18 protein-coding genes are annotated in these 22549 nt (G+C 37.2%); 9 read left to right on the top strand and 9 right to left on the bottom strand.

The window, feature by feature from the left end:
• Nucleotides 1-27: 27 nt before the first annotated feature.
• From EGI22_RS00830 to EGI22_RS00820, 3 genes are all read left to right on the top strand, one after another.
• Complete coding sequence (locus EGI22_RS00830) at nt 28-333, top strand: LytTR family DNA-binding domain-containing protein (protein WP_255065712.1); 306 nt, start codon at nt 28-30, stop codon at nt 331-333.
• Nucleotides 334-346: 13 nt separating this feature from the next.
• Nucleotides 347-1474: a hypothetical protein gene (locus tag EGI22_RS00825; RefSeq protein ID WP_255065711.1), complete on the top strand. Its 1128-nt coding sequence runs from the start codon at nt 347-349 to the stop codon at nt 1472-1474.
• A gap of 303 nt (nt 1475-1777) precedes the next feature.
• Nucleotides 1778-3766: a hypothetical protein gene (locus EGI22_RS00820; RefSeq protein ID WP_255065709.1), complete on the top strand. Its 1989-nt coding sequence runs from the start codon at nt 1778-1780 to the stop codon at nt 3764-3766.
• A gap of 12 nt (nt 3767-3778) precedes the next feature.
• Here EGI22_RS00820 and EGI22_RS00815 read toward each other — a convergent pair whose 3' ends face one another.
• Nucleotides 3779-4693, bottom strand: coding sequence for an RluA family pseudouridine synthase (locus EGI22_RS00815; RefSeq protein ID WP_255065708.1), 915 nt, complete (start codon nt 4691-4693; stop codon nt 3779-3781).
• A gap of 125 nt (nt 4694-4818) precedes the next feature.
• On the opposite strand from EGI22_RS00815, the gene EGI22_RS00810 reads away from it, so the two are divergent.
• Nucleotides 4819-5430, top strand: coding sequence for a LysE family translocator (locus tag EGI22_RS00810; RefSeq protein WP_255065706.1), 612 nt, complete (start codon nt 4819-4821; stop codon nt 5428-5430).
• A gap of 27 nt (nt 5431-5457) precedes the next feature.
• On the opposite strand, the gene EGI22_RS00805 is transcribed toward EGI22_RS00810, so the two are convergent.
• The gene (locus EGI22_RS00805; RefSeq protein ID WP_255065704.1) at nt 5458-6102 is read right to left on the bottom strand and encodes a class I SAM-dependent methyltransferase; all 645 of its coding nucleotides are present in this window, start codon (nt 6100-6102) and stop codon (nt 5458-5460) included.
• 1 nt (nt 6103) lies between these two features.
• On the bottom strand, nt 6104-8947 hold the full coding sequence (gene uvrA / locus EGI22_RS00800) for an excinuclease ABC subunit UvrA (protein ID WP_255065703.1): 2844 nt from the start codon (nt 8945-8947) through the stop codon (nt 6104-6106).
• An 89-nt stretch (nt 8948-9036) separates the two neighbouring features.
• Between uvrA and EGI22_RS00795 the strand changes: the two genes are divergently transcribed.
• On the top strand, nt 9037-9213 hold the full coding sequence (locus tag EGI22_RS00795; RefSeq protein ID WP_255065702.1) for a hypothetical protein: 177 nt from the start codon (nt 9037-9039) through the stop codon (nt 9211-9213).
• 823 nt (nt 9214-10036) lie between these two features.
• Here the strand turns inward: EGI22_RS00795 and EGI22_RS00790 are convergent.
• The 5 genes from EGI22_RS00790 to lpdA all read right to left on the bottom strand — a co-directional run bounded on the left by EGI22_RS00790 (nt 10037) and on the right by lpdA (nt 16640).
• A complete protein-coding gene (locus EGI22_RS00790) occupies nt 10037-11113 on the bottom strand; it encodes a DUF3810 domain-containing protein (protein WP_255065701.1) in 1077 nt (358 codons plus the stop codon).
• A 6-nt stretch (nt 11114-11119) separates the two neighbouring features.
• Nucleotides 11120-12469: an Nramp family divalent metal transporter gene (locus EGI22_RS00785; protein ID WP_255065700.1), complete on the bottom strand. Its 1350-nt coding sequence runs from the start codon at nt 12467-12469 to the stop codon at nt 11120-11122.
• Nucleotides 12470-12579: 110 nt separating this feature from the next.
• Nucleotides 12580-14112, bottom strand: a complete 1533-nt coding sequence (locus EGI22_RS00780) for a trypsin-like peptidase domain-containing protein (protein ID WP_255065698.1) — start codon at nt 14110-14112, stop codon at nt 12580-12582.
• Between the two features lie 205 nt (nt 14113-14317).
• The gene (locus EGI22_RS00775) at nt 14318-14743 is read right to left on the bottom strand and encodes an Hsp20/alpha crystallin family protein (RefSeq protein WP_255065696.1); all 426 of its coding nucleotides are present in this window, start codon (nt 14741-14743) and stop codon (nt 14318-14320) included.
• Nucleotides 14744-15248: 505 nt separating this feature from the next.
• Nucleotides 15249-16640, bottom strand: a complete 1392-nt coding sequence (gene lpdA / locus EGI22_RS00770) for a dihydrolipoyl dehydrogenase (RefSeq protein WP_255065695.1) — start codon at nt 16638-16640, stop codon at nt 15249-15251.
• 493 nt (nt 16641-17133) lie between these two features.
• On the opposite strand from lpdA, the gene EGI22_RS00765 reads away from it, so the two are divergent.
• The 4 genes from EGI22_RS00765 to nagA are packed head-to-tail and all read left to right on the top strand — an operon-like array spanning nt 17134 to nt 21561.
• Entirely contained in the window at nt 17134-18477 is a 1344-nt protein-coding gene (locus tag EGI22_RS00765; protein ID WP_255065694.1) for a Gfo/Idh/MocA family protein, read from the top strand.
• Between the two features lie 4 nt (nt 18478-18481).
• Entirely contained in the window at nt 18482-19597 is a 1116-nt protein-coding gene (locus EGI22_RS00760) for an acyltransferase family protein (protein ID WP_255065693.1), read from the top strand.
• A gap of 9 nt (nt 19598-19606) precedes the next feature.
• On the top strand, nt 19607-20374 hold the full coding sequence (locus EGI22_RS00755; RefSeq protein ID WP_255065692.1) for a glucosamine-6-phosphate deaminase: 768 nt from the start codon (nt 19607-19609) through the stop codon (nt 20372-20374).
• Nucleotides 20375-20376: 2 nt separating this feature from the next.
• The gene (gene nagA / locus EGI22_RS00750) at nt 20377-21561 is read left to right on the top strand and encodes an N-acetylglucosamine-6-phosphate deacetylase (protein ID WP_255065690.1); all 1185 of its coding nucleotides are present in this window, start codon (nt 20377-20379) and stop codon (nt 21559-21561) included.
• Here the strand turns inward: nagA and EGI22_RS00745 are convergent.
• Nucleotides 21556-22548: a Gfo/Idh/MocA family protein gene (locus tag EGI22_RS00745; protein WP_255065687.1), complete on the bottom strand. Its 993-nt coding sequence runs from the start codon at nt 22546-22548 to the stop codon at nt 21556-21558. The genes nagA and EGI22_RS00745 overlap by 6 nt on opposite strands.
• Between the last annotated feature and the right edge of the window lies 1 nt (nt 22549).

The raw sequence follows: 22549 nt of genomic DNA, 5'->3' as shown, positions 1-22549 counted from the left end.
TCTAATTTTGATAAAAAATGAAATCACATGGAAACTCAGAAAATGATACATATCGGCAGCAGAAAAAAAGTTGCTCCACAAGACATACTTTACCTTAAATCAGACATTAATTACACCCGTGTTTTACTAGTCAATGGACAGATTTTTTTGTCTTCAACTACACTTAAAATAATTGAATCCCGACTGGCTCCAACCACAGATTTTCTTCGAATAAACCGAGGAATTGTAATTAACATAAAGCACGTAAAAGCTTTTCAAAACTCAGAAGTTGAGCTTATTAATCATGAAAGTTTTGTGGTTTCAAGAAGACGTAAACTGAATCTAAATTTTTAAAATGTATAATACTATGAAAAAAATAGTACTGCTTTTGCTTATAACTTCTTTCATAAAGATTTTTGGCCAGTCGCCCAAAATGGAAGTAGTAGTCGCATCAGATGAAAATGTTGATGGAATTGTGGCAAATTTAAAAAGCACAAACTCTCAAAATACTTTTGCAATAAAAGGTATTAATAATTCCCTTTCTGGATTAGCAACAGGAGTTTACGGAGAAACCAAAGGAAGTGGAGCATTTGGAGTTTGGGGAAAGTCTGATAATGGCGTAGGTTCTGGTGGAACAAGTCAAAATGGCGTTGGCTTGTATGGAGGAAGTGAAGATAATATTGGCCTGCAAGCTTTTTCAAGAAATGGAATTGCGGCATACTTTTCATCCAACAATGGCCACGCATTGATAACCGGAGATGGATTCATTGGCATTAAAACAGGTACCCCCAAATATCAAATGACATTTAAAAGCGATTTGGGTGATAAAATCTCATTCTGGGGTGGTGAAGACAGTAATGTTTCACCTCATTATGGTATCGGTATTCAGGCCTCAACGCTCCAGTTTTTTGTGCCTAGCATAAATGACAATCTGGTATTCGGGGTGGGTAGAAGTGCCGACTTTAGTGAAAATTTTAGAATTACAGGCAAAGGCAATCTCCAAAACAAAGGCGTGGATGCCGGTTACAGATTTTGGGATAGAAACTTTGTTGATAAATCATTTCAGTGGTATGCTAATAATGGCAATGCCTATCTTTATCGCCATCATAATGGAGCAGGCAATGTATTGTCTGTTTTAGAAAATGGAAATATAGAAATTGGTGCCTTTACAAAACTCGGAAACACTATTCCTCCAGGTGCAGCAGCAGGTGCTACTACTCCTTCTATAAAGGTTTTAAAACTAGTAGGAACCACTGGCAGTACAGAGGGTTCTTCAGTTCTAATAAAAACAGGTTTTTTAGGCCTAAGTTCAATAAAAGTACTTGGCTTACAAATAATTGTAGATAATCAATTTTTGCCAGAAACCACCACTTTTACCGGTGTCAGATATGCCGTCAAACTGGATTTGGGAGATGTTTTGGTCGTAAATTATCCAGGTCAGAGTGCCAACATACTCAATAAACCTGTTCGAATATTATTGACTTATGAAGAGTAATTATTAATCACAAAAGTCATGACCACAAGGATACTTCTTTTATTTCTACAATCAAATCTGAAAAGCACGGCACTGTATGTAGAGTTGATGCCGGGCAATAACTGTAAAATGAGGCTTTCATCAACCACCTTTAAAACCATAGAAAATCGCCTTAGATAAAACCTGGAATTTTTACGAATCAACAGAGGATTTGTAATTAATCTGAACGAAATGAAATCGCAATTTGAAAGACGTTAAGAGCACGAAAAAAATCAGCGATTTATGATTTCCCGTCGAAGAAAGAGGCATTTTAATTTCAATAAAATGATGAAAAAAATACTACTGTTTTTACTAATTACTTGTACTGCTGCGATGGGTCAGGCCCCAAAACTCGAAGTTGTCGTTGATAACTCTGAAATTACGGATGGAATAAATGCAACTTTGAAAAGTACGCAGAACACTACAACCACGTATGCTATAAAAGGTATTAATAATTCGGAAGAACTCTATTCTACAGGTATTTATGGCCAAAGCCCAATAGGTATAGGAGTTTATGGAAAATGTCCTGGTGGATGGGGTGTTTATGGGGAGAGTAATTCCGATATTGCAGTTTATGGAAAAAGTATTAGTAACATTGGTGTATTTGGTTATTCGGTTAGTGGGACCGCAGGTTCTTTTATTTCTACAAGTGGTTATGGTTTAAAAACCAGCGGGAAGTTGCAATTTGCAGGAAATGGCGTGGGAACATTGGCTTCAGGCAAGTTTCTAAAGTCAATAAACACAAACGGTGATGCAGAATGGAGCGAAATTTTTCCAATAGATTTTACAAAAAATGAAGCCCTAAAAATTCTTTCTATAACAAATACAAATACTGGCCCTGCAAGTGCAATCGTTGGTACTACAAATTCTACAAGTGGTGGAAAAGGAATTTATGGCTTTGCTCAGGAATATAGCCCAACCGCTGCTACATATGGCGTTTTTGGTTTCAATCAAGCATCTAATTCAATTGGATCCGGGGTATATGGTAATCACTATGGCACCGGAAATGGTGTTTTAGGTGAGTCAGATGGAGTTGGCGTAAAAGGAATTTCAGCAGTTGGTAAAGGTGTTTGGGGCGATGGCCCAGTGGATGGTGTTCGAGGTTCAACTACTATTGGTACTGGTATAACCGGAACTGCATCTGGAGCCAATGGCATAGGTGCTTTTTTTAACTCATTTAATGGCCCTGCTTTAATTACGGGGTTCGGCAATGTAGGAATTGGTACTGTTTCTCCTAAATACAAAATGACATTTAACAGTGAAGTTGGTGATAAAATATCGTTTTGGGGAGGAGAAACAAACAATACCACCAATCATTACGGTATTGGCATTCAAGGCTTTGCGTTCCAGTTTTATGTTCCTTCCAGTTCAGACAACATCGTATTTGGTACAGGCCGAAGTACGGCTTTCGCAGAAAAAATGAGGATAAATGGTGGCGGAAATGTGGGGATAGGGTTAAATAATCCCAATGCTACTCTTTCTGTATCCAGAGGTACTGGCACAGACGGCACGGCGGCATTTTTTGGCACTACGCACACCTCGCATTTTAATTATGCAACTGCAGAAGATACTTATATACGCGGAGGAAAAAACAATTCAAAAGTCATAATAAACGATATAACGGGCTTAGGAAATGTGGGGATTGGCACAGCTACGCCTAATTATAAACTGCAAGTGAGCACTTTTGGCAATGGAGCGGGTATTGTACATGCTAATAATGTTGGTATACAAGTTGGAACTTACGCTGGATTTGGTGCCGGTTGGTATGGTACTTTATCCAATCATCCACTATCACTATTTGTAAACAATGGGAGTGCGGCCTTGACCATCACAACCGCCCAAAATGTGGGCATAAATACCACCACTGCCAATTCCGGCTTGCAAGTTGTTGGTAGTCTGAGTTTGCCTTATAAAGAACTTAACACCAATTACACTCTTTCAGATGCAGATTATAGTGTCAGAGCAATTGGTTATCAGGCAATTACAGTCAGTTTGCCTTCCCCGGTAAACAGAACAGGAAGAATTTATATAATCTCTGCGGACTTACCTCTCTTGCTACAGCCTAATAGCGGTAATTCAGTATTTAACCCAATCTACATAAACGACCATTTAGGAAATAACCTTTTGACTAATAGTAACTTAAGTGATGGAATATCCGGTGATTTCTTATACTTTTTTAAGGCATTGAACGGAAAAATAACAAAAAAAACCAGCGTAACTGTCCAAAGTACAGGAACAACTTGGGCTATCATTGACAACGATTTTCAGCTTTAATTTATTTAATTGTCACTTAAACAAGCCCAAAAACACCTCCGGCATCTCTGACTCAAATCGCATGGCTTCTTTAGAAACGGGATGCTTAAAAGCCAAAACTAAGGCATGTAGACCTAGTCGCTTGATGGGATTGGTGGCGGCACCGTATTTGGCGTCGCCGATAACAGAGTGTCCTAGATCTTGCATGTGAACGCGTATCTGATTTTTACGGCCGGTTTCAAGATTTACTTGTAAAAGACTATGATGCTTTGAGGTTTTTAGGGTCTCATAATAGGTTATCGCTTTTTGGCCTAGCTCGGGGTTTTGTGATGAATACATAATCAATGCTTTACTTTCGACCAAATAAGAAATAATCTTGCCCACAGGTTTTTCTACTTTACCTTCTACTACCGCAATATATGTTCGTTCCAAAATGTTCTCGTTCCATGATTCTTGCAGTGTTTTCTGTATTTTCTGACTTTTGGCGTACATCATTATACCTGAAGTGTCTTTGTCTAAGCGATGTACTACAAAAATCCGGTTTGCGGGGTCTTGTTTCTTAAGATATTCACTCAAAACACTGTAGGCTGTATTTTCTTTTTGTTTGTCTGTAGCTATAGATAACACACCTGCCTCTTTCTCAATAACTACCAAGTATTGATCCTCAAAAATTATCTTTATTCCTCGAAGTTTTTGTTCTTCTGGTCGTTTTTCCCATTTAATTTCTACTTTTTGGCCAATTTTCAAAACATGATTGTACTGGCTAATGACTTCGCCATCAACATAAATATTTTTGTCTCTCAACAATACCTTTACGTTATTTCGGCTTTTTTGAGGCAATTTGGCCAAAAGAAATATCAAAAGTTCTGATTCTATTTCCACCTCAAACTTCAAAGGAGCTAGTGTTTTGGGTTTAAATTGCTTCTTTCCTCTTCCTTCTTGCCTCATTCGATTTACTATTTTTATGTAAAAGTAATTGTATTAGTTTAAATGCATTGTTTCTTTGCACGAATTATACTATTTTAGAGAGCTGACGATTTAATTTTCAGAAACTACCACATAAATATCTAAATATGTTTTTTGCAATAATTACAGGTATTTCGATAGGTCTAGGTATAGCTATATCTATCGGTCCTTATTTTTTGTTTCTTGTAAATACCAGCTTACAAGAAGGCAAAATATCGGCTAGTTATTTGGCAATGGGCGTTGCGATTAATGATATCGTTTATCTTAGTGTTGCTTATTTAAGCATTCATTTTTTTATACATGACCTCTCTTTTATAAACACCTCCAAAAGCTTGGCTGGGGTTTTCATATTGGTTTACGGACTTTACACTATTTTCAAAAAAACTAAAATTAATATAAAAGATAAAGTTGAAATTAGTTCCAAAGACAAATTAAAAAATATAGCTAAAGGATTTGTTTTCAATGGCTTGAACCCAAGTGTTTTCGTTTTTTGGTTTGTTACATCGGGAGCCTTAGTTAGCAAAAGTAATTTTACTCAAATTCAAACAGTTATTGCATTCATATTTATTGTGCTTACAACATTTTCTTGCGACCTTATTAAAGTACGACTAGCAGATAAATTCTCACCTCTATTGAAAGAAAAAACCATTGCTTTTGCCAACCGTATAGTAGGCTCCGTATTGGTTTTGGTCGCAATATATTTGCTACTATTTAAATAAAAGAATTTGAGTCTTTAAAAAGTACTTCTAAGACACTTTCCAATATCTTAAAGTACCCATTATAGTGTTTTGAAAACCTATTTCTTCAACCGTTTCAAAACCCCCATTTAACATTGTGTTTGGCAACAAGCCTTTTTTATTATGAGCAGTAGTTTCAAAATTATCAAAAACCTGAAGAATCGTAAATAATATTTTCATCAAAAAATTCTGCGGAGCTCCCCAGTCTGCTATGAGCATTTTGCCTTCTGGTTTTAATACTCTTCTTAGTTCTTTGAAAGCTTGCAGTTTTTCTTCAGAATTTAAATGGTGAAAAACCCAAGTAGAAAAAATCTTGTCAAAATAATTGTCTGAAAATGGCAAAGTGTTTGAATATAAACAAACTAGATTAATTTTTTGGTTTGATTTGTCTACTTTATTTTGAGCAATTTTCATTATTTTTTCATCTACATCAAAGCCTGTAATTTCAGCGTCTGGAACGAGATTTTTCGCCAAAATCAAAGCCGTAGCTGTACCACATCCGAAATCCAACACCTTTTCGAAAGGCTTAATTTCTAAATATTCTATCGCTTTAGTTTTTACTTTAACCTCTGGCATAGTCAAGCCAATAAACCAGTCGTAAATCGGTGTAAAAAAATGATATTTTAAAGCAGGTATGTATTGGAAAGGTTTCAATTTATGCCATTTCTTTTTTCAAGAAAAACCCAGTATAACTTCCTTTTACTTTCGCCACTTGCTCAGGAGTGCCTTCGGCGACAATATTCCCACCTTTGTTTCCACCTTCTGGTCCAATGTCTATAACGTGATCAGAGATTTTGATTACGTCCATATTGTGTTCAATTATCAAAATGGTATTCCCTTTATCTGCCAATTTTTGGATTACATCCAGTAGTTTTCTAATATCCTGAAAATGAAGACCTGTGGTAGGTTCATCTAAAATATAAAGTGTCTTTCCAGTGTCTTTTTTTGAAAGTTCCTCTGAGAGTTTCACTCGCTGGGCTTCGCCACCCGAAAGCGTAGTAGCATGCTGCCCAAGAGTTATATAACCAAGGCCAACATCATTCAATATTTGCACCTTGCGGTTGATTCTTGGCTGCACTTCGAAAAATGGAATCGCCTCCTCAACAGTCATATCTAAGACATCCGCAATAGATTTTCCTTTAAATCTTACCTCCAAAGTTTCACGGTTAAATCGCTTTCCTTTGCAGGTTTCACACTGCACGTGCACGTCAGGAAGGAAATCCATCTCTATTTTTTTCATTCCAGCTCCTTCACAAGTTTCGCATCTACCGCCTTTCACATTGAATGAAAAACGACCTGGCTTGTACCCTCTAATCTTAGATTCTGGCAACTCGGCATACAAGGTTCTGATATCTGAAAACATACCTGTATAAGTAGCCGGATTACTCCTCGGCGTACGTCCAATCGGCGACTGGTCTACTTCTATTACTTTGTCTATATGCTCCAAACCCTCTACTTTTTTGTAGGCCAAAGGTTCTTTTTTTGCTCTAAAAAAATGATGATTGAGAATCGGAAACAAGGTTTCGTGTATCAAAGACGACTTTCCACTTCCACTCACACCCGTCACACTTGTGATTTTTCCAAGTGGAAGTTTGAGGTTTACGTTTTTCAAGTTATGTCCAGTAGCTCCTTTTATGCTAAGAAAAAGACCATTGCCTTCCCTCCTCTTTTTGGGAACTTCTATGCTAACTCTGTCACTTAAGTAATCCGCTGTGATTCCGCCTTTCTCTATAAATTCATCTGGTGTTCCATAACTCACTACTTTGCCGCCATGTCTACCTGCTCCCGGACCAATATCTAGAATGTAGTCAGACTCCAGCATCATGTCTTTGTCGTGTTCAACAACCAAAACAGTATTGCCCAAATCACGCAAATCTTTCAATGCCGTGATAAGTTTTACGTTGTCACGTTGATGCAAACCTATACTCGGCTCGTCCATTATGTAAAGTACTCCAACCAACTGCGTACCTATCTGGGTAGCCAATCTTATCCTTTGAGCTTCTCCACCCGAAAGGGTTTTCAAAGGTCGATTAAGTGTAAGATAATCTAGTCCAATACCAAACAAAAACCCGATTCGCTTTTTTATTTCCTTGAGGATTTCTACGGCTATTACATTTTGTCTGTCGTTGAGTCTTTTTTCGATATCAGCAAACCAATCTGCCAGATCCGAAATGTCCATTTCAGATAATTGGGCAATGTTTTTATCGTCTATCAAAAAATGCAAAGACTCTTTTCTCAATCGTTGTCCATTACACTCATCACAAGTTTTTATGAGCATAAAATCCTTCAACCAATCTTGGATTTTGTCAGAATCAGAGTCTTGTTGTTTTTTCAAGAAATTCATTATTCCCTCAAAACTAGTATTCCAATCTGTTCCGGGATATTTTTTAGAGGGTACCGCCACTGGTTCGTCGCTACCATACAGAATCGTTTTTAGTGCTTCCTCTGGAATTTTTTCTATAGGTACACTTATCGAAGATTTATAACTTTTAAGAATGATTTCAATCTGTTTGAAAATCCAAAGGTCTCGGTATTCGCCTAATGGAGCTATTCCTCCACGAGTAATTGACAGGCTTCTATCAGGAATTATGGATTCTTCTGTTATTTCCTCCACAATGCCCATTCCGTTGCAAGACGGACAAGCACCATAAGGTGAATTAAATGAGAACGAATTTGGAGAAGGGTCTTCATAACTTATTCCCGCCTCTGGGTCAGTAAGGTTTTGGGACAAATACTGCACATTGTTTTTTTCATCCAATAATAAAACCGACCCTTTTCCTAGTTTCAGTGCTGTACCTACCGACTGACTGATTCTAAATCTGTCTTCCGTTTTCGGAATTACCCTATCTACTACTATCTCAATATCATGGATTTTGTATCTATCCAACTGCATTTTTGGACTCACATCCAACACTTCATTATCAACTCTTACTTTTTGATAACCCATTTTAGCAATCTGCACAAAAAGCTCCCGATAGTGCCCTTTTCTTCCTTTTACTAATGGAGCTAAAATACTTACTTTTTTACCAGCATATTGATCAAAAATTTGCTCAATGATCTGATCCTGTGTTTGTTTCACCATGGGTTTGCCCGTAACATAGCTATAGGCAATTCCGACCCTAGCAAACAATAATCTCAGAAAGTCATAAATCTCTGTAGTTGTACCTACTGTAGAACGAGGGTTTCGAGAGGTGGTTTTTTGTTCTATTGAAATAACAGGTGAAAGACCGTTGATTTTGTCCACATCTGGCCGCTCCATGTCCCCAATAAAACTTCGGGCATATGCAGAAAAACTCTCCATGTACCTCCTCTGGCCTTCGGCATAGATTGTATCAAATGCCAAAGACGATTTTCCGCTACCACTGATACCTGTTATTACCACCAGTTTATTGCGAGGAATTACCACATCTATGTTCTTGAGATTGTGTTCACGAGCACCGTAAACCTCAATTTGTTCATGTCCTGTAAGCTCTACGTCGTTGAGTTTTTTATCTACCACTGTTGATTATTTTCTGAAAATTGTAAGAACCTCAAAATTAACCAAAAAATAGCTAGAATGTTTATTTGCACTAAAAATATAAGAGGATTTTGCTAAAAAAAATAGAGGACGAAAACGAATTAAAAAGCACAAAGAAGAAGGATTTAGGAGAAATTTTTCTAGGAATGAAATACCAAAATTTGGGTTCATTAGAAAGAATATCGAAAGTAGTTCCTGATTGTTATTATTTCGAAAAAATGATTTCGCCCTTTCAGGGCTTGACTTAGATTATGATTATATATTACAAACTTAGGCTGGTTTGCCTAAGTTTAGTGATATTGCCCTTTCAGGGCTTAATTTTTATGTTGGATATTTCTTATTCCCAAGCTAATTGGCCTAAGGTTTTGCTTTGGCTCTTTCAGGGTTTGCCTTTGATTATGTATATTTCTTATACCCAAGTTGGTTGGCCTAAGTTTAGGAATTTTCGGCTTTTTAGTGCTTGAATTTGATAATGACCGAAAATTTCAAATCAGGCGGAATAAGCTAAGTTTGGTGATTCCGCCCTTTCAGTGCTTTACTTAGATTATTATTATATATGTCACCTTAAGCCGAATAAACTAAGCTTGGAAATTCTGCACTTTCAATGCTTTACTTTGATTATTTCAATACCTTGCAACTTAGACCGAATAACATAAATTTTATAAATTAAGAGCTGATATTCATACTTTTATAAAAATATTAAGCAAAAAAAATCCTCTTGTTTAATACAAATAAGGTTAAATTATAAAAGGTCTGAAAGAGCGAAATAAAAGAAAATTGGGAAAACACAATTATTTGATACCAAATAGAAAAAACCATAAAAGCTCTGAAAGAGCGAAATCGAAGAAAATTGGGCAAAGCCCGATTAAATTAGACAAAACCCAACTATATAATAAAACATCCAAAAAGCTCTGAAAGAGCGAAATCAATCAAAATAGGGCAAAGCCCGATTAAATTGGACAAAGCCCGATTATATAATACTAAATAGTAAAACATCCAAAAAGCTCTGAAAGAGCGAAATCATTTTAAGCAATATCTTACAATTATAAGCCTCTCCCTTATTAAAAAGAATTATCTAAGACCAGCCTTCCTCCGCTCAGCCACCATTAAGTCCAAAACCAAATCATAACTTCTAGAACCTTCCTCTTGTCCGTTGGATTTAAGAAAAAAATCATAAAATGGACTTACAATATATCTCTGAATAGGATTCCTGAATTTTATCCAGACGGCTTTTTCTTTCTCTCTATCAGCTATGACTTTAGGGTCTAGTTTTCCATAAAGCTCTTTGGATTGTGTGCTGTCTATTTCCCAAACTTTGTTTAATGCTCTAAAAACTGTTCCGTAATATGCAGAATACTGAAAAAGTGGATTTGGATGGTTTTTGCATGCTAAAAAAGCTAAAAAATTGGCTTCATCCTCAGATGCAAAACCCAATTGATGAGCCATTTCGTGGGTAGTTACATAAGGTGCATCATAGAGCATATTATTCGTGTTAACATTAGCTTCTCCTGATGGAAACATATAAACTCCACTCGTACTCATGTAAGCCAAAAGGTTACTTCCCGTGGCCTTTTTTATAGATGGATGTTTATAATTTAAAAACGGAAATTGACCTTTCAAATTTGTATACGCTTCTGGTGCTTCGTCAAAAATTTCATCAAAAGAGCTTTTGCTTATTTGTACATCTGACAGGGCACTTCTTTTTTTGTTGGTTGAATCCACCAAGGTTTTACACAAATCTATAACTTCTTGGTCTTTAATGTTTTTTTTATCTAAATGCATCAGTTTTTCTATTGGCATTTTATGATAAGCAAGTCCCCAAGTAAGCATAAAAAACAAATAAATAGGAGATAAATATGCCAATACGTTTATCAATATTCTTTTAAAATTGGTTTCTCCTTTTCTCAATTTTGTGATTTCTTTTACAATGAAAAAAACCAAAATAAAACTGAGGATATAAACCAAAACCAATCCAATAGAAAAGTTAAAAGGCGAAGTAATAATTCTTAAAAAAGAAGATAAACCTTTGAAAAATCTTCTAGAATAATAGTCTTCAATCCAATCAGGATTTGAACTAATAATTTTAAAAAATACGAATTGAATGGGCAAAAGAATGATGCTGATAATTTTCCAGCCGAGGTTTTTCATAAAGTGTTAGAAAATTTGTAAAATTCCATAAATACAAAACGCTAAGATGGAACAAATACTTATCCAAAGCAAAATATTATAAAAACCTGTGGACTTCTGGACGTCATTCATTCTAAAATATTTATTGTAAATAACAGCCCAAAGCACTAAAATCAATAAAAACGAGCCGACTATTCCTCCCGAAACTACCATAATCATGGGCAGTTTGATAAAAACAAACAAAAAAGCCCAAAGAAATGGCAACACCCAAGCAAGTCGAGCTATCAATTTTTTCCTTTGGGCCATATTGCTAAAATCTACCCATTGCATCTGTCCAAAAATATCTGCAAACTGCCTTGTCCAAGCTGCCAAAGCTGCAAAAACTGTGGAAAACAAAATCACGAAAGCACCTCCTAAAAAAAACACTTTTGACCAAGGCCCCAAACTTTCAGTAAACATTTGAGATAAGACCTCGATCATCTGATAGCCCTCTGGCAAAGTGGCTTGTTGATGCAATACCGCAGCTCCTAATAAATAAAATGCAGCCGTGACACTGGTATAAATCAACATGGCTAAAAATGCATCCAATTGCATCACTTTTACCCAGCCAGCTACTCTGTTTTTCCAATCTTCTGATTCATCTCTTGGACCTACATGCGAAGCGTAGCCTTTTTCGAGGCACCAATAATTGTAGTGAATAATCTCATCACCACCCACTCCGGTAATGCCAAACGCACCAAATGCGAAAGCCAAAGCTGCTTTGGGAAGTTTAAATGATAAGCCCTCTTTTATATTTTCCCAGGATATCTGATACGTTGTATATTTTAAAAAATATAAGGAAGAAAAAGTAAAAATCGTAAAAAAGGCAATCATAAAAAGCGAAAGCTTTTCTAGGCTTTGGTAATAGCCTTTGTACACCAATAAGGCACCCATGGTTGCTACTAAAAAAGCAAAAACTGGGACTGGAATTTGAGAAAATACCATGTTGAGCGTAATGGCCACACCGCCTACTATGCCACCAACTTGCAACAATTTGAATATCATAATTATAAAAACTAACCACACACTCCATCTTGTATTATTGATTTTGGGACCAGGCAATTGCGACATTATTTGCATAGAGGTTTCACCTGTAGAAACGGTATGTTTACCGAACTCCAACTGTACCATAACTTTAACGGCACAGCTTACCAATATTATCCAAAAGCAAACGAATCCTGCTTTAGCCCCGAGTGTAGTGGTAGCTATCAATTCTCCAGAGCCCACTATAGCCGCCGAAAGAATGAGACTTGGCCCCAAATATTTTAATCTATCACGAAAAGTTTTTGGTGGAATTAGGATTTTTTCTTGGCTCAGAAAATAGGGGTCGTTTTGCATTAAGGTTGAATTTTATATAAAAATAGAATTCTAACTCGAAAAAACAAAAAAGCCCGAAGGCAATTGCCAACGAGCTTTTTGTAAAAAAATCTCTAATTCAAAAAAGTTTATTATTCTACCGGAATTCCTACGCAATAGTTTCTAGATGTACTTCCTTCATAAACACCACAAATCAGTACGCCTTCTTCTCCATTTTTCTTTGCCTGATTTATCTGGTCTTTTACTTCTTTGACAGAATTTACCCTTGCATTTCCTACTCTTGTAATAATAAATCCAGCCTCAATATTGGTGTTTTGGGCAAAAAATCCATCTTCTCTTATGTCCGATATTCTTACTCCATTTCTTAAGCCTATTTTCTCTTTGTTTTTTGAAGAAATATCTTCCAATTCAATACCTAACTTTCCAAAAGCAGAAGCAAGCTCTGGGTCTTTTTTAACAATACCTTCTCCTCCTTTATTATTCCTTAAAGTTACAGTATAATCTTTTACCTTTCCGTCGCGATTTATTGTTAACACAGCTTTTTCACCTGGTCTTTTTCTGCCTATCAATTCTCTAAACTTAGGCTCAGACTTAGTTTCAATTCCATCCACTTTGGTTATTACATCGCCTTTTTTGATACCCGCATCTTTAGCAGCACCGTCGTCAGGCACTTCTGCAACATAAATACCTTCATCAAGATCAGAGTCAAATTCTTTCGCATTTTTATTATTAAGCTCAACAGGAGCTAAGCCAATAAATCCACGCTGCACGTTTCCGAATTTAATCAAATCAGTAGAAACTTTTTTAACGATGCTAGATGGAACTGCAAAAGCATATCCAGCATAAGCTCCGTTTGGCGAAGCGATAGCCGTGTTTATTCCAATCAAATTACCACTTAGATTTACCAATGCACCTCCACTATTGCCCGGGTTTACCGCTGCGTCTGTCTGTATAAATGATTCAATCGGAGAATCTTGCTTTTGAGCTTGTTGCTGCCCTCTTCCTTGTTTGTTTTGCCCCAAAATATTGATATTTCTACCAATAGCACTGATGATACCCGCTGTAACGGTTGACTCAAGATTAAATGGATTACCAACTGCCAATACCCACTCGCCTACTTTTACCTCGTCAGAATTTCCAAAAGTTATGGCCGGCAATCTTTTTTCTTCAATTTTTATTACTGCAATATCTGTCGAAGGGTCAGTACCAATTACGGTCGCCGTATATGCTCTTTTATTATAAGTTACCACCTCAAGTTCACTTGCACCTTCCACTACGTGATTGTTCGTAACTATATATCCATCTTCAGAAATGATAACTCCAGAACCTGAAGACTCTTGGTTTTGGGTACGAGGACCTCCAAAAACATCATCGTCCATCCCAAAAAACTGATCGAAAATAGACGGCATTTGTCTTACGGTTCTTGTCGTCTTTGCTTTAATGTGAACCACCGCTGGAGCAGAAACTCCTGCCGCATAAGTAAAATCTCCTGGCTGACCAGCTGGAATACCTGTGTAATTTACCAGCGAAGCATTGCTTTTTCCGCCAGCTTCGTTTATTATCACATCGTTTTTGTAACCATCAAAAGCCCTGTAACCTGCTATAGTTGCCACACTTGCTGAAACTGCGATAATGGCAGTCTTCCATGAATTATTCAATGTCATATTTTTAATAGCTTAATATTTGAAAGAAATTAAATTTATAGAAATACAAATTTATTTTTAAGTACATCAATAACGCAAATTCTAGAGATAAAATTTACAAACAAAGGTTTTCTTTAACAATTATTAACTAAAAAGCACCTCACCGATTTTTTAGTGAGGTGCATAATGTTATTTGTTCACTTTCCTTTCCAAAAACGAACGCTAATTAGTTAATCGAAATCAATTTCGGCTCTTTTGGCTTGGCTTCCTCTTTTTTTGGAATAGTAAGATGCAAAACACCGTCTTCGTAAGTTGCTTCGATTTTATCAGAATCGACAGTATTGGGCAATCTGAAAGATCTTGAGAACGAGCCGAAGTTGTATTCTTTTCTTAAGAATGTCTCTGTTTTTTCTTCTGTTTCGGTTTTGTCTTCTACAGAAATAGTCAAATTACGCTCATGCACTTCAACCTTAAATGCATCCTTTTTAAAACCAGGTGCCACCAACTCAATTCCGAAATTATCTTCGTTTTCTTTGATATTGGCAGATGGTACGCTTTTGTTCAATTTTGCCAATGCTGGCTCTCCAAAAAATTCGTTGAACAATGCAGGGAACGAATTCAAATTGTCGTAGTTTCTTAATACTGTTTTCATAATTATTGTTTGTTTAATGTTTTACAAATTTGTTTGATTGACATTCAACAAAACCTATTCCAATTCATTTTTCAAGACAAAATGGCCGAATGTGGACGTTTTTATAATATTAAGGCTGCCACAATGACTGAATTATTAATTTATTGTTCTGACATTTTTTCATTTAGAATTTGTTTAAAGCAAACCTTTTAATTAGGAATTGCCACAAATATTTTTCAAAAAAATCCGTGAAAATCCGTGCTACGAAGTATCCGCGTTATCCGCATTCCATTTAAAATTTGCCACGATTGCTCAAATATTTCCAAATAAAAATCCGTGAAAAATCCGTGCTACGAAGTATCCGCTTCATCCGCGTTCCATTTAAAATTTGCCACGATTGCACGAATATTTTCTAATGAAAATCCGTGCTACGAAGTATCCGTGTTATCTGTGTGCCAAAAGAAAAAGGCATAAAAAAACCTCCGAAAATCATTTCGGAGGACTTAAAATCTATAAAAATTAGTTCTTACAAGTGAATCACTTCGCCATAAGCTGCAGCGGCTGCTTCCATTATAGCTTCTGACATAGTTGGGTGCGGGTGAACAGACTTAACTATTTCCATACCTGTAGTTTCCAAATTACGAGCTACTACGGCCTCTGCTATCATCTCTGTTACGTTGGCTCCTATCATGTGACAACCTAACCACTCACCATATTTAGCATCAAAAATAACTTTTACGAAACCCTCTGGCACTCCACCCGCTTTGGCTTTGCCCGAAGCAGAAAATGGAAACTTACCCACCTTGATTTCGTATCCAGCTTCTTTAGCCGCTTTTTCAGTATATCCTACAGAGGCGATTTCTGGAGAACAGTAGGTACATCCTGGGATATTTCCGTAGTTTAATGGATGTGGATGATGACCTGCTATTTTCTCAACGCAAATAATACCTTCTGCACTAGCTACGTGAGCCAAAGCTTGCCCTGGAACTACATCACCGATGGCATAATATCCTGGGACGTTTGTTTGGTAATATTTATCAACCAATATTTTGCCTCTATCTGTAGCAATACCCACATCTTCCAATCCGATGTTTTCAATATTTGAAACTATTCCTGCAGCCGAAAGAACGATTTCTGATTCAATAGTAATTTCTCCTTTCGGCGTTTTTACGGTCGAAACACATCCATCTCCTGAAATGTCTACTTTCTCTACACTTGAATCAGTATAGATTTCTATGCCCATTTTTTTGTATTGCTTGGCCAATTCTTTCGATACGTCTTCGTCTTCTACAGGTACGATATTTGGCATAAACTCTACGATAGTCACCTTAGTGCCCATGCTTGCGTAAACGTAGGCAAACTCCACTCCTATAGCACCCGAACCTATCACTACCAAAGATTTTGGTTGTGTTTCAAGTGTCATTGCTTTACGATACTCTATTACTTTCTGACCATCTATTGGCACATTTGGCAATGCTCTCGCTCTTGCACCAGTAGCTATTATTATATTTTTTCCTTCTATTACACTTACTGTACCATCGGCAGCAGTAACTTCTACTTTTTTGCCAGCCAGCACTTTGCCATAGCCGTCTATTACGTCAATTTTGTTTTTCTTCATCAAAAACTGTACGCCTTTGCTCATTCCATCAGCCACGCTACGTGAACGACCTATTACTGCTGAAAAGTCGGCACTAGCCTCGCCCACTGTAATGCCGTAGTCTTTGGCATGTTTAATATATTGAAATACTTGTGCTGATTTTAAAAGAGCCTTTGTAGGAATACATCCCCAGTTAAGACAAATACCTCCTAGGTTTTCCTTCTCTATTACCGCTACTTTCAAGCCCAACTGAGAAGCTCTAATAGCCGTTACATAACCACCAGGGCCACTTCCGAGAATCACAACATCATACTGTGCCATATAAAATTTTGTTATTTTTTGTAAAATTCGTGGACAAAGTTAATGAATATTCTCGAAACCTAAATCCTAAGAAAATTTTTGAAAAAATGGTAAAAGAATAATAAAACTATTTGCGGAGAAAATGCAATAAATTATTGAATCTGATATACATGTTTTTACTAATTTTGTTACAAAGGATAAATTTTAACTACACCAATTTAACATTGGTATTTATTCTTTAACAAACATTTAGCAATCGAAAGAAACCAGATTTCCCCTTATTAAATTATGAAAAAGAAAGGGGTTTCTTAGTAGTATAGTTCAATACTATTTATAGTAAACCGAAAGTTCAAAGTGTTTTTGGAAAGACTTATCCATCTGGTGTTGAAATAAATTATAAGTTAAAACCATTCAGCAATTAAAGGACTTTAATAGTATTGATTATCAATTCATTTGAAAAGTCTTTTTTTAGCTATAACTTATACCTCAATATAAAAACCCTAATTTTCTTCAAATGAATAAATCACGAAGATCATTCCTAAAGAAAACCTCCGCAGGTGCTTTTGCCCTTAGCATGGGAGGTATTTTGCCCGGTTTTTCGGCCAAGAGCTATAACAAAATAAAAGGAGCCAACGAAAAAATAACAGTTGCAAGTATGGGCGTCAATAGCCGTGGATTAGCTGTAGCCAAAAACTTTGCTTCTCAAACCAACTGTGAAGTCTTACATATTTGTGACGTTGATTCAAGAGCATCTAAAATTTGTATTGATGCGGTTTCAAAGATACAAAATCAAATTCCAAAAGACACTCCAGACTTTCGTAAAGCCTTGGAAGATAGAGATTTGGACGTACTTATAGTAACTGCACCAGACCATTGGCATGCACCGGCAGGCTTACTGGCTAGTGCAGCAGGCAAGCATGTCTATTTAGAAAAACCTTGCAGCCATAATCCCAAAGAAGGTGAAATGCTGGTTCAATCTGCCGCAAAATACAAAAAAGTAATGCAGATGGGCAACCAGCGACGATCTTGGCCCAATGTAGCCCAAGCCATAAAAGAACTTCATGCTGGTATAATCGGTCGACCTTATTATGCTAAAACTTGGTATACCAATAACAGGGCATCGATTGGTAAAGGCAATAAAGTGACTGTACCCTCATGGCTCAATTTCGATTTATGGCAAGGCCCTGCCCCTCGAATGCCCTATCAAGACAATGTGATTCACTACAACTGGCATTGGTTTTGGCACTGGGGCACAGGTGAAGCTTTAAACAACGGTACGCACATGGTTGACCTTGCACGTTGGGGATTGAGTGTTGATTTTCCAACAAAAGTAAATTCTTCTGGAGGACGGTATCGTTACCAAGATGACTGGGAAACCCCTGATACACAGATGATTTCCATAGAATTTGCCAATAAAAGTTTAATTACTTGGGAAGGTCGCTCTTGCAATGGCAAACTCGATGAAAGCAATAGCGTTGGTGTCATTTTTTATGCCGAAAATGGCTCAATGTTGATAGAAAGTGGAAATTCTTACAAAATTTTTGACCTAAAAAACAACTTGATCAAAGAAGTGAAAAATGACTTCGAAATTGACCCAAGAAACCTTCAAGACCCTTCACAGCAATTGGACGCATTGCATATCCAGAATTTCTTTGATGGAATAAGAAAAGGAACTCCCGTAATTTCAGACATCGATGGTGGTTACAAAAGCACGCTTCTTATGCAACTGGGTAACATTGCTCAACGAACGGGTCGAACGCTAAATATTAACTCAAATAATGGGCATATCCTAAATGATGAGGATGCAATGAAGTTTTGGTCAAGAAGCTACGAACCTGGCTGGGAGCCAAAAGTTTAATATCATGGATAAAAATTCATCATTTATACAAAGTCGCCTGCTTTCGCTCGATACCCTAAGAGGTTTTGATATGTTTTGGATTATTGGTGGCGAAGGATTGGTGCATGCACTTTCCAAAATTTACCCGAATTCATTTTGGACCTCATTTTCAGGACAATTGGAGCATCCCTATTGGAATGGTTTTACTTTTTATGATTTGATTTTCCCACTTTTCATCTTTTTAGCTGGCGTTTCTACGCCATTTTCAATTGGAAAGGCATTGAATGCTGGGACAAGTAAAAATAAAATATTGCTTAAAGTATTGAAAAGGGGCTTAATTCTCTTTTTGCTGGGTATTGTTTACAACAATGGACTAGAAATAAAACCAATAGCTGACATCAGATTCATGAGCGTTTTAGGTAGAATTGGCCTAACTTATGTTTTTGCCAATATCATTTACCTGTTTGGAAAGGAGAAACTTCTCATTTATTGGTTTGCGGGCTTACTAGTCGCCTATTGGCTTATTCTCAAGTTTACTTCTGCTCCTGGTTTTCCCATGGGTGATTTAAGCATGGAAGGTAATTTTGCTTCTTATTTTGACCGAATGGTTTTACCCGGCAAACTCTCAAGAGGAATACACGATACGGTTGGGCTTTTCAACAATATACCCGCAATTGGCAATGCTTTGGCAGGAATTATTACTGGAATTTATTTACAAAAAGAAAAGATCACTCCACCTAAAAAAGCCCTTTATATGGGCTTGGCTGGATTAGTTGCTGTGATAGTTGCACAAATCTGGAATCTTGATTTTCCAATCAATAAAAACCTATGGTCTAGTTCTTTTGTCATGCAAACAGTCGGTTTAAGTTTGTTGCTTTTTGCTCTGTTCTATTATATTATTGATGTGTTAAAGTACAATCAGTGGACTTTCTTTTTTCAAGTGATAGGTATGAACTCTATCCTTATTTATATTTCAGGAAAATTCATTGATTGGGACTATACGACCGAAGCATTTTTTAAATGGCTTGGGCAAATCGTTGGAGAGCCTTATTCCATATTGGTCATTGCCTTTTTTTTAATATTTATAAAATGGCTATTTTTAAAATTCCTTTACGACAAAAAAGTATTTCTAAGAGTTTAAACATAAATAATGACACTATCGATATTCAAAACTGACGAAGAAATGGGTATAGCTGCTGGGAAAAAAGCGGCTGAAATACTTAGAAATACCATTCGAAACCAAGGCTCTGCCAATATCATACTCGCTACTGGAGCCAGCCAATTCGAGGTACTCAAACAAGTACTTTCTGAAAAAGACATTGCATGGGATAAAGTCACCATGTTTCACTTAGATGAGTATTTGGGCCTTCCGATATCGCACCCTGCTAGCTTCAGAAAATACCTTTTGGATAGGTTCGTAAATATTCTTAGTCCGAACTTTAAACAAGTTGTTTTAATAAATGGCGAAGAAGACGGTGAAAAAGAATGCTTTAGACTTGGAGAAATTATCGAAAAGCATCCAATAGATTTAGCATTTGTAGGTTTTGGGGAAAATGGACATTTGGCCTTCAACGACCCTCCGGCTGACTTTGAAACAGAAAAACCCTACCTCGTTGTGAATCTTGATGAGGCTTGTCGTCAACAGCAGTTTGGCGAAGGCTGGTTTGAAAATTTAGAATCCGTGCCTAAGCAAGCCATCAGCATGTCTATAAAGCAAATAATGAAAACAAAACATATTATTTGTTCTGTACCAGACACCAGAAAAGCCGAGGCCGTTAAAAATTGCCTTAATGGACAAGTTACAAATCTTCATCCAGCCAGTATTTTGCAAACACACCCAAGTTGTGCGTACTTTTTAGACCAAAATGCGGCCAGTCTTTTGCCTAAAAGTGTTTTAGAAAAAGCAAAAACAGTCTAAAAATGTCTTCAAAAATAAAAATATTCAATGGCAAAGTAATTACTCCAAATGCAATTTTAGAAAACGCATCTGTGCTTGTTTCTGAAGGCAAAATCATAGGAATCGAACAAGGTAACCCAGACTTTCCCGAAGCTCAAGCAATTGATGCCAAGGGGCAATACATTTCACCTGGTTTTATAGATATCCATATCCACGGAGGGGGCGGAAGTGATTTTATGGATGGCACGCCAGAGGCATTTTTGACCATTGCCGAAACGCACGCTAAATATGGCACAACAGCCATGTTTCCTACTACTTTGACTGCTGAGCCAGAAGACTTACTTGCCACATTGGACTCTTTCGAAAGTGCGAATAAGAAAAATACCAAGGGTGCGTCAATGTTAGGAATGCACCTCGAAGGACCATATTTTGCAATGAACCAAAAAGGTGCCCAAGATCCTCGATTTATCCGTAATCCAGACGAATCAGAATACACAAACCTTATTAAAAATTATAAAACCATAAAGCGATGGAGTGCTGCACCTGAGTTGCCCGGAGCCATAGAATTCGGCAAATATTTGGTTGAAAACAACATCCTTCCTGCCATAGCACATACCGATGCGATATACGAAGAAGCAGAAGAGGCTTTTCGCAATGGTTATACCTTGGCAACGCACTTTTATTCCGCCATGCTCGGAGTTACGCGTCGCAATGCTTACCGATACGCTGGTGTTGTAGAAGCTGGCTATCTTATTGACGATATGGATGTTGAAATCATCGCTGACGGTGCACATTTACCTGCACCGCTTTTAAAGTTGATTTACAAAATAAAAGGTCCAAATAAAACAGCCCTCATAACAGATGCCATTAGAGCGGCCTCCTTGCCTGAAGGTAAATCACTTTTAGGCGGCTACAAAAACGGCGTTGAGGTAATTGTGGAAGATGGTGTAGCCAAAATGCCTGACCGAAGTTCTTTTGCGGGAAGTGTAGCAACCTTTGACCGACTCATAAGAACTATGCTATACATGGCCGAAGTACCAATGCTTGACACTATCATTATGGCTAGTCTTACACCCGCATGGATCATGAAAGTTCAGGACAGAAAAGGCTCTTTAGAAATAGGAAAAGATGCTGATATCCTCATTTTTGATGACAAAATTAACATCAAAATGACCATGGTAGAAGGAAGAATAATTTATCAATTATAGTCCTACCTCATTAAGGCTAACTGACTTCCCTCCCCTTTTCTTACTTAAGTCGGCAGCTTCCATAAATGCACAAATTTCCAATGTTTCATTTTCATCTACTGGAGAAATTCCTGATTCAAAGAAATTGATGATTTCTACTAAAAGTGGATCATAACCATTGTATGGCCCAAGCGGACTTATGCCTTTCTCACCAAAAGCAGTACCACCATAGTCTTGTTTACCATTTTTTATTCCTCTGAATGTGCCTATACGGCCATCTTTCCATTTGGCTGTAAATACTTCTTGGTCTTCGCCGATGGTCCTTTGCACACTTTCACAGCCTGTGCCCATTACGGTAAATAGCATTTCTACACCATGAATTCCGTACCAAAACAAATCGGGATGCGTTTTCTCGAACTTCATCGGACTAAAAGTATCCGCTCCGCCCACTTTGCCTATTGAGCCATTTTTGATTTCCATCATTCCTGTCGCAAAGCGTAAGGAGGAAGCAGAAAACGTAGGTACTTTATATTTTTCTGCCGCTTTAAAAATAGCTTTGGCGTCGTTTAATGAAGCGGCAATGGGCTTATCAATAAATGTCCTTTTGCCACTTTTGAAAACCTCTATTGCTTGCTCCAAATGTCTTCGTCCGTCATTGGTTTCTAACAAAACAACATCCACTTTTTCCAGTAATTGCCCGATAGAGTTTACAATCTCCACGCCCATTTTCTTGACTTCCTCAACGTACCCAGGTATTCTTTCTGTACTTGAAACGATGTCTAAACTCCCTTTCGGATAAGCAGCAACTACCTTGTAACCCTTAAAAGCCGCATCGCCTCTTAGCAAGGACTTGGTAAAAGCAACAGAATGAGAGGTGTCCAAACCAATAATCCCCACCCGCTTTCCAATTAGTTTATTAGGAGTAGCTACCGCTTTTTTTACAAAAGATAAGCCAATACTTGCGGTTACCATTGGAGCAAAAAAGTCACGTCTACTAAGTTTTTTCATT

The organism is Lacihabitans sp. LS3-19, assembly GCF_024343575.1.
Classification (GTDB): domain Bacteria; phylum Bacteroidota; class Bacteroidia; order Cytophagales; family Spirosomataceae; genus Leadbetterella.
Note: the sequence above shows the minus strand (reverse complement) of the source record. Positions and strands in the feature narration are given on the sequence as shown.

Bases quoted from the DNA above. Each gene is read 5' to 3' on its own strand.
- EGI22_RS00830 (WP_255065712.1), top strand. From the start codon at position 28: ATGGAAACTCAGAAAATGATACATATCGGCAGCAGAAAAAAAGTTGCT.
- EGI22_RS00825 (WP_255065711.1), top strand. From the start codon at position 347: ATGAAAAAAATAGTACTGCTTTTGCTTATAACTTCTTTCATAAAGATT.
- EGI22_RS00820 (WP_255065709.1), top strand. From the start codon at position 1,778: ATGATGAAAAAAATACTACTGTTTTTACTAATTACTTGTACTGCTGCG.
- EGI22_RS00815 (WP_255065708.1), bottom strand. From the start codon at position 4,693: ATGAGGCAAGAAGGAAGAGGAAAGAAGCAATTTAAACCCAAAACACTA.
- EGI22_RS00810 (WP_255065706.1), top strand. From the start codon at position 4,819: ATGTTTTTTGCAATAATTACAGGTATTTCGATAGGTCTAGGTATAGCT.
- EGI22_RS00790 (WP_255065701.1), bottom strand. From the start codon at position 11,113: ATGAAAAACCTCGGCTGGAAAATTATCAGCATCATTCTTTTGCCCATT.
- EGI22_RS00785 (WP_255065700.1), bottom strand. From the start codon at position 12,469: ATGCAAAACGACCCCTATTTTCTGAGCCAAGAAAAAATCCTAATTCCA.
- EGI22_RS00780 (WP_255065698.1), bottom strand. From the start codon at position 14,112: ATGACATTGAATAATTCATGGAAGACTGCCATTATCGCAGTTTCAGCA.
- EGI22_RS00775 (WP_255065696.1), bottom strand. From the start codon at position 14,743: ATGAAAACAGTATTAAGAAACTACGACAATTTGAATTCGTTCCCTGCA.
- lpdA (WP_255065695.1), bottom strand. From the start codon at position 16,640: ATGGCACAGTATGATGTTGTGATTCTCGGAAGTGGCCCTGGTGGTTAT.
- EGI22_RS00765 (WP_255065694.1), top strand. From the start codon at position 17,134: ATGAATAAATCACGAAGATCATTCCTAAAGAAAACCTCCGCAGGTGCT.
- EGI22_RS00760 (WP_255065693.1), top strand. From the start codon at position 18,482: ATGGATAAAAATTCATCATTTATACAAAGTCGCCTGCTTTCGCTCGAT.
- EGI22_RS00755 (WP_255065692.1), top strand. From the start codon at position 19,607: ATGACACTATCGATATTCAAAACTGACGAAGAAATGGGTATAGCTGCT.
- nagA (WP_255065690.1), top strand. From the start codon at position 20,377: ATGTCTTCAAAAATAAAAATATTCAATGGCAAAGTAATTACTCCAAAT.
- EGI22_RS00745 (WP_255065687.1), bottom strand. From the start codon at position 22,548: ATGAAAAAACTTAGTAGACGTGACTTTTTTGCTCCAATGGTAACCGCA.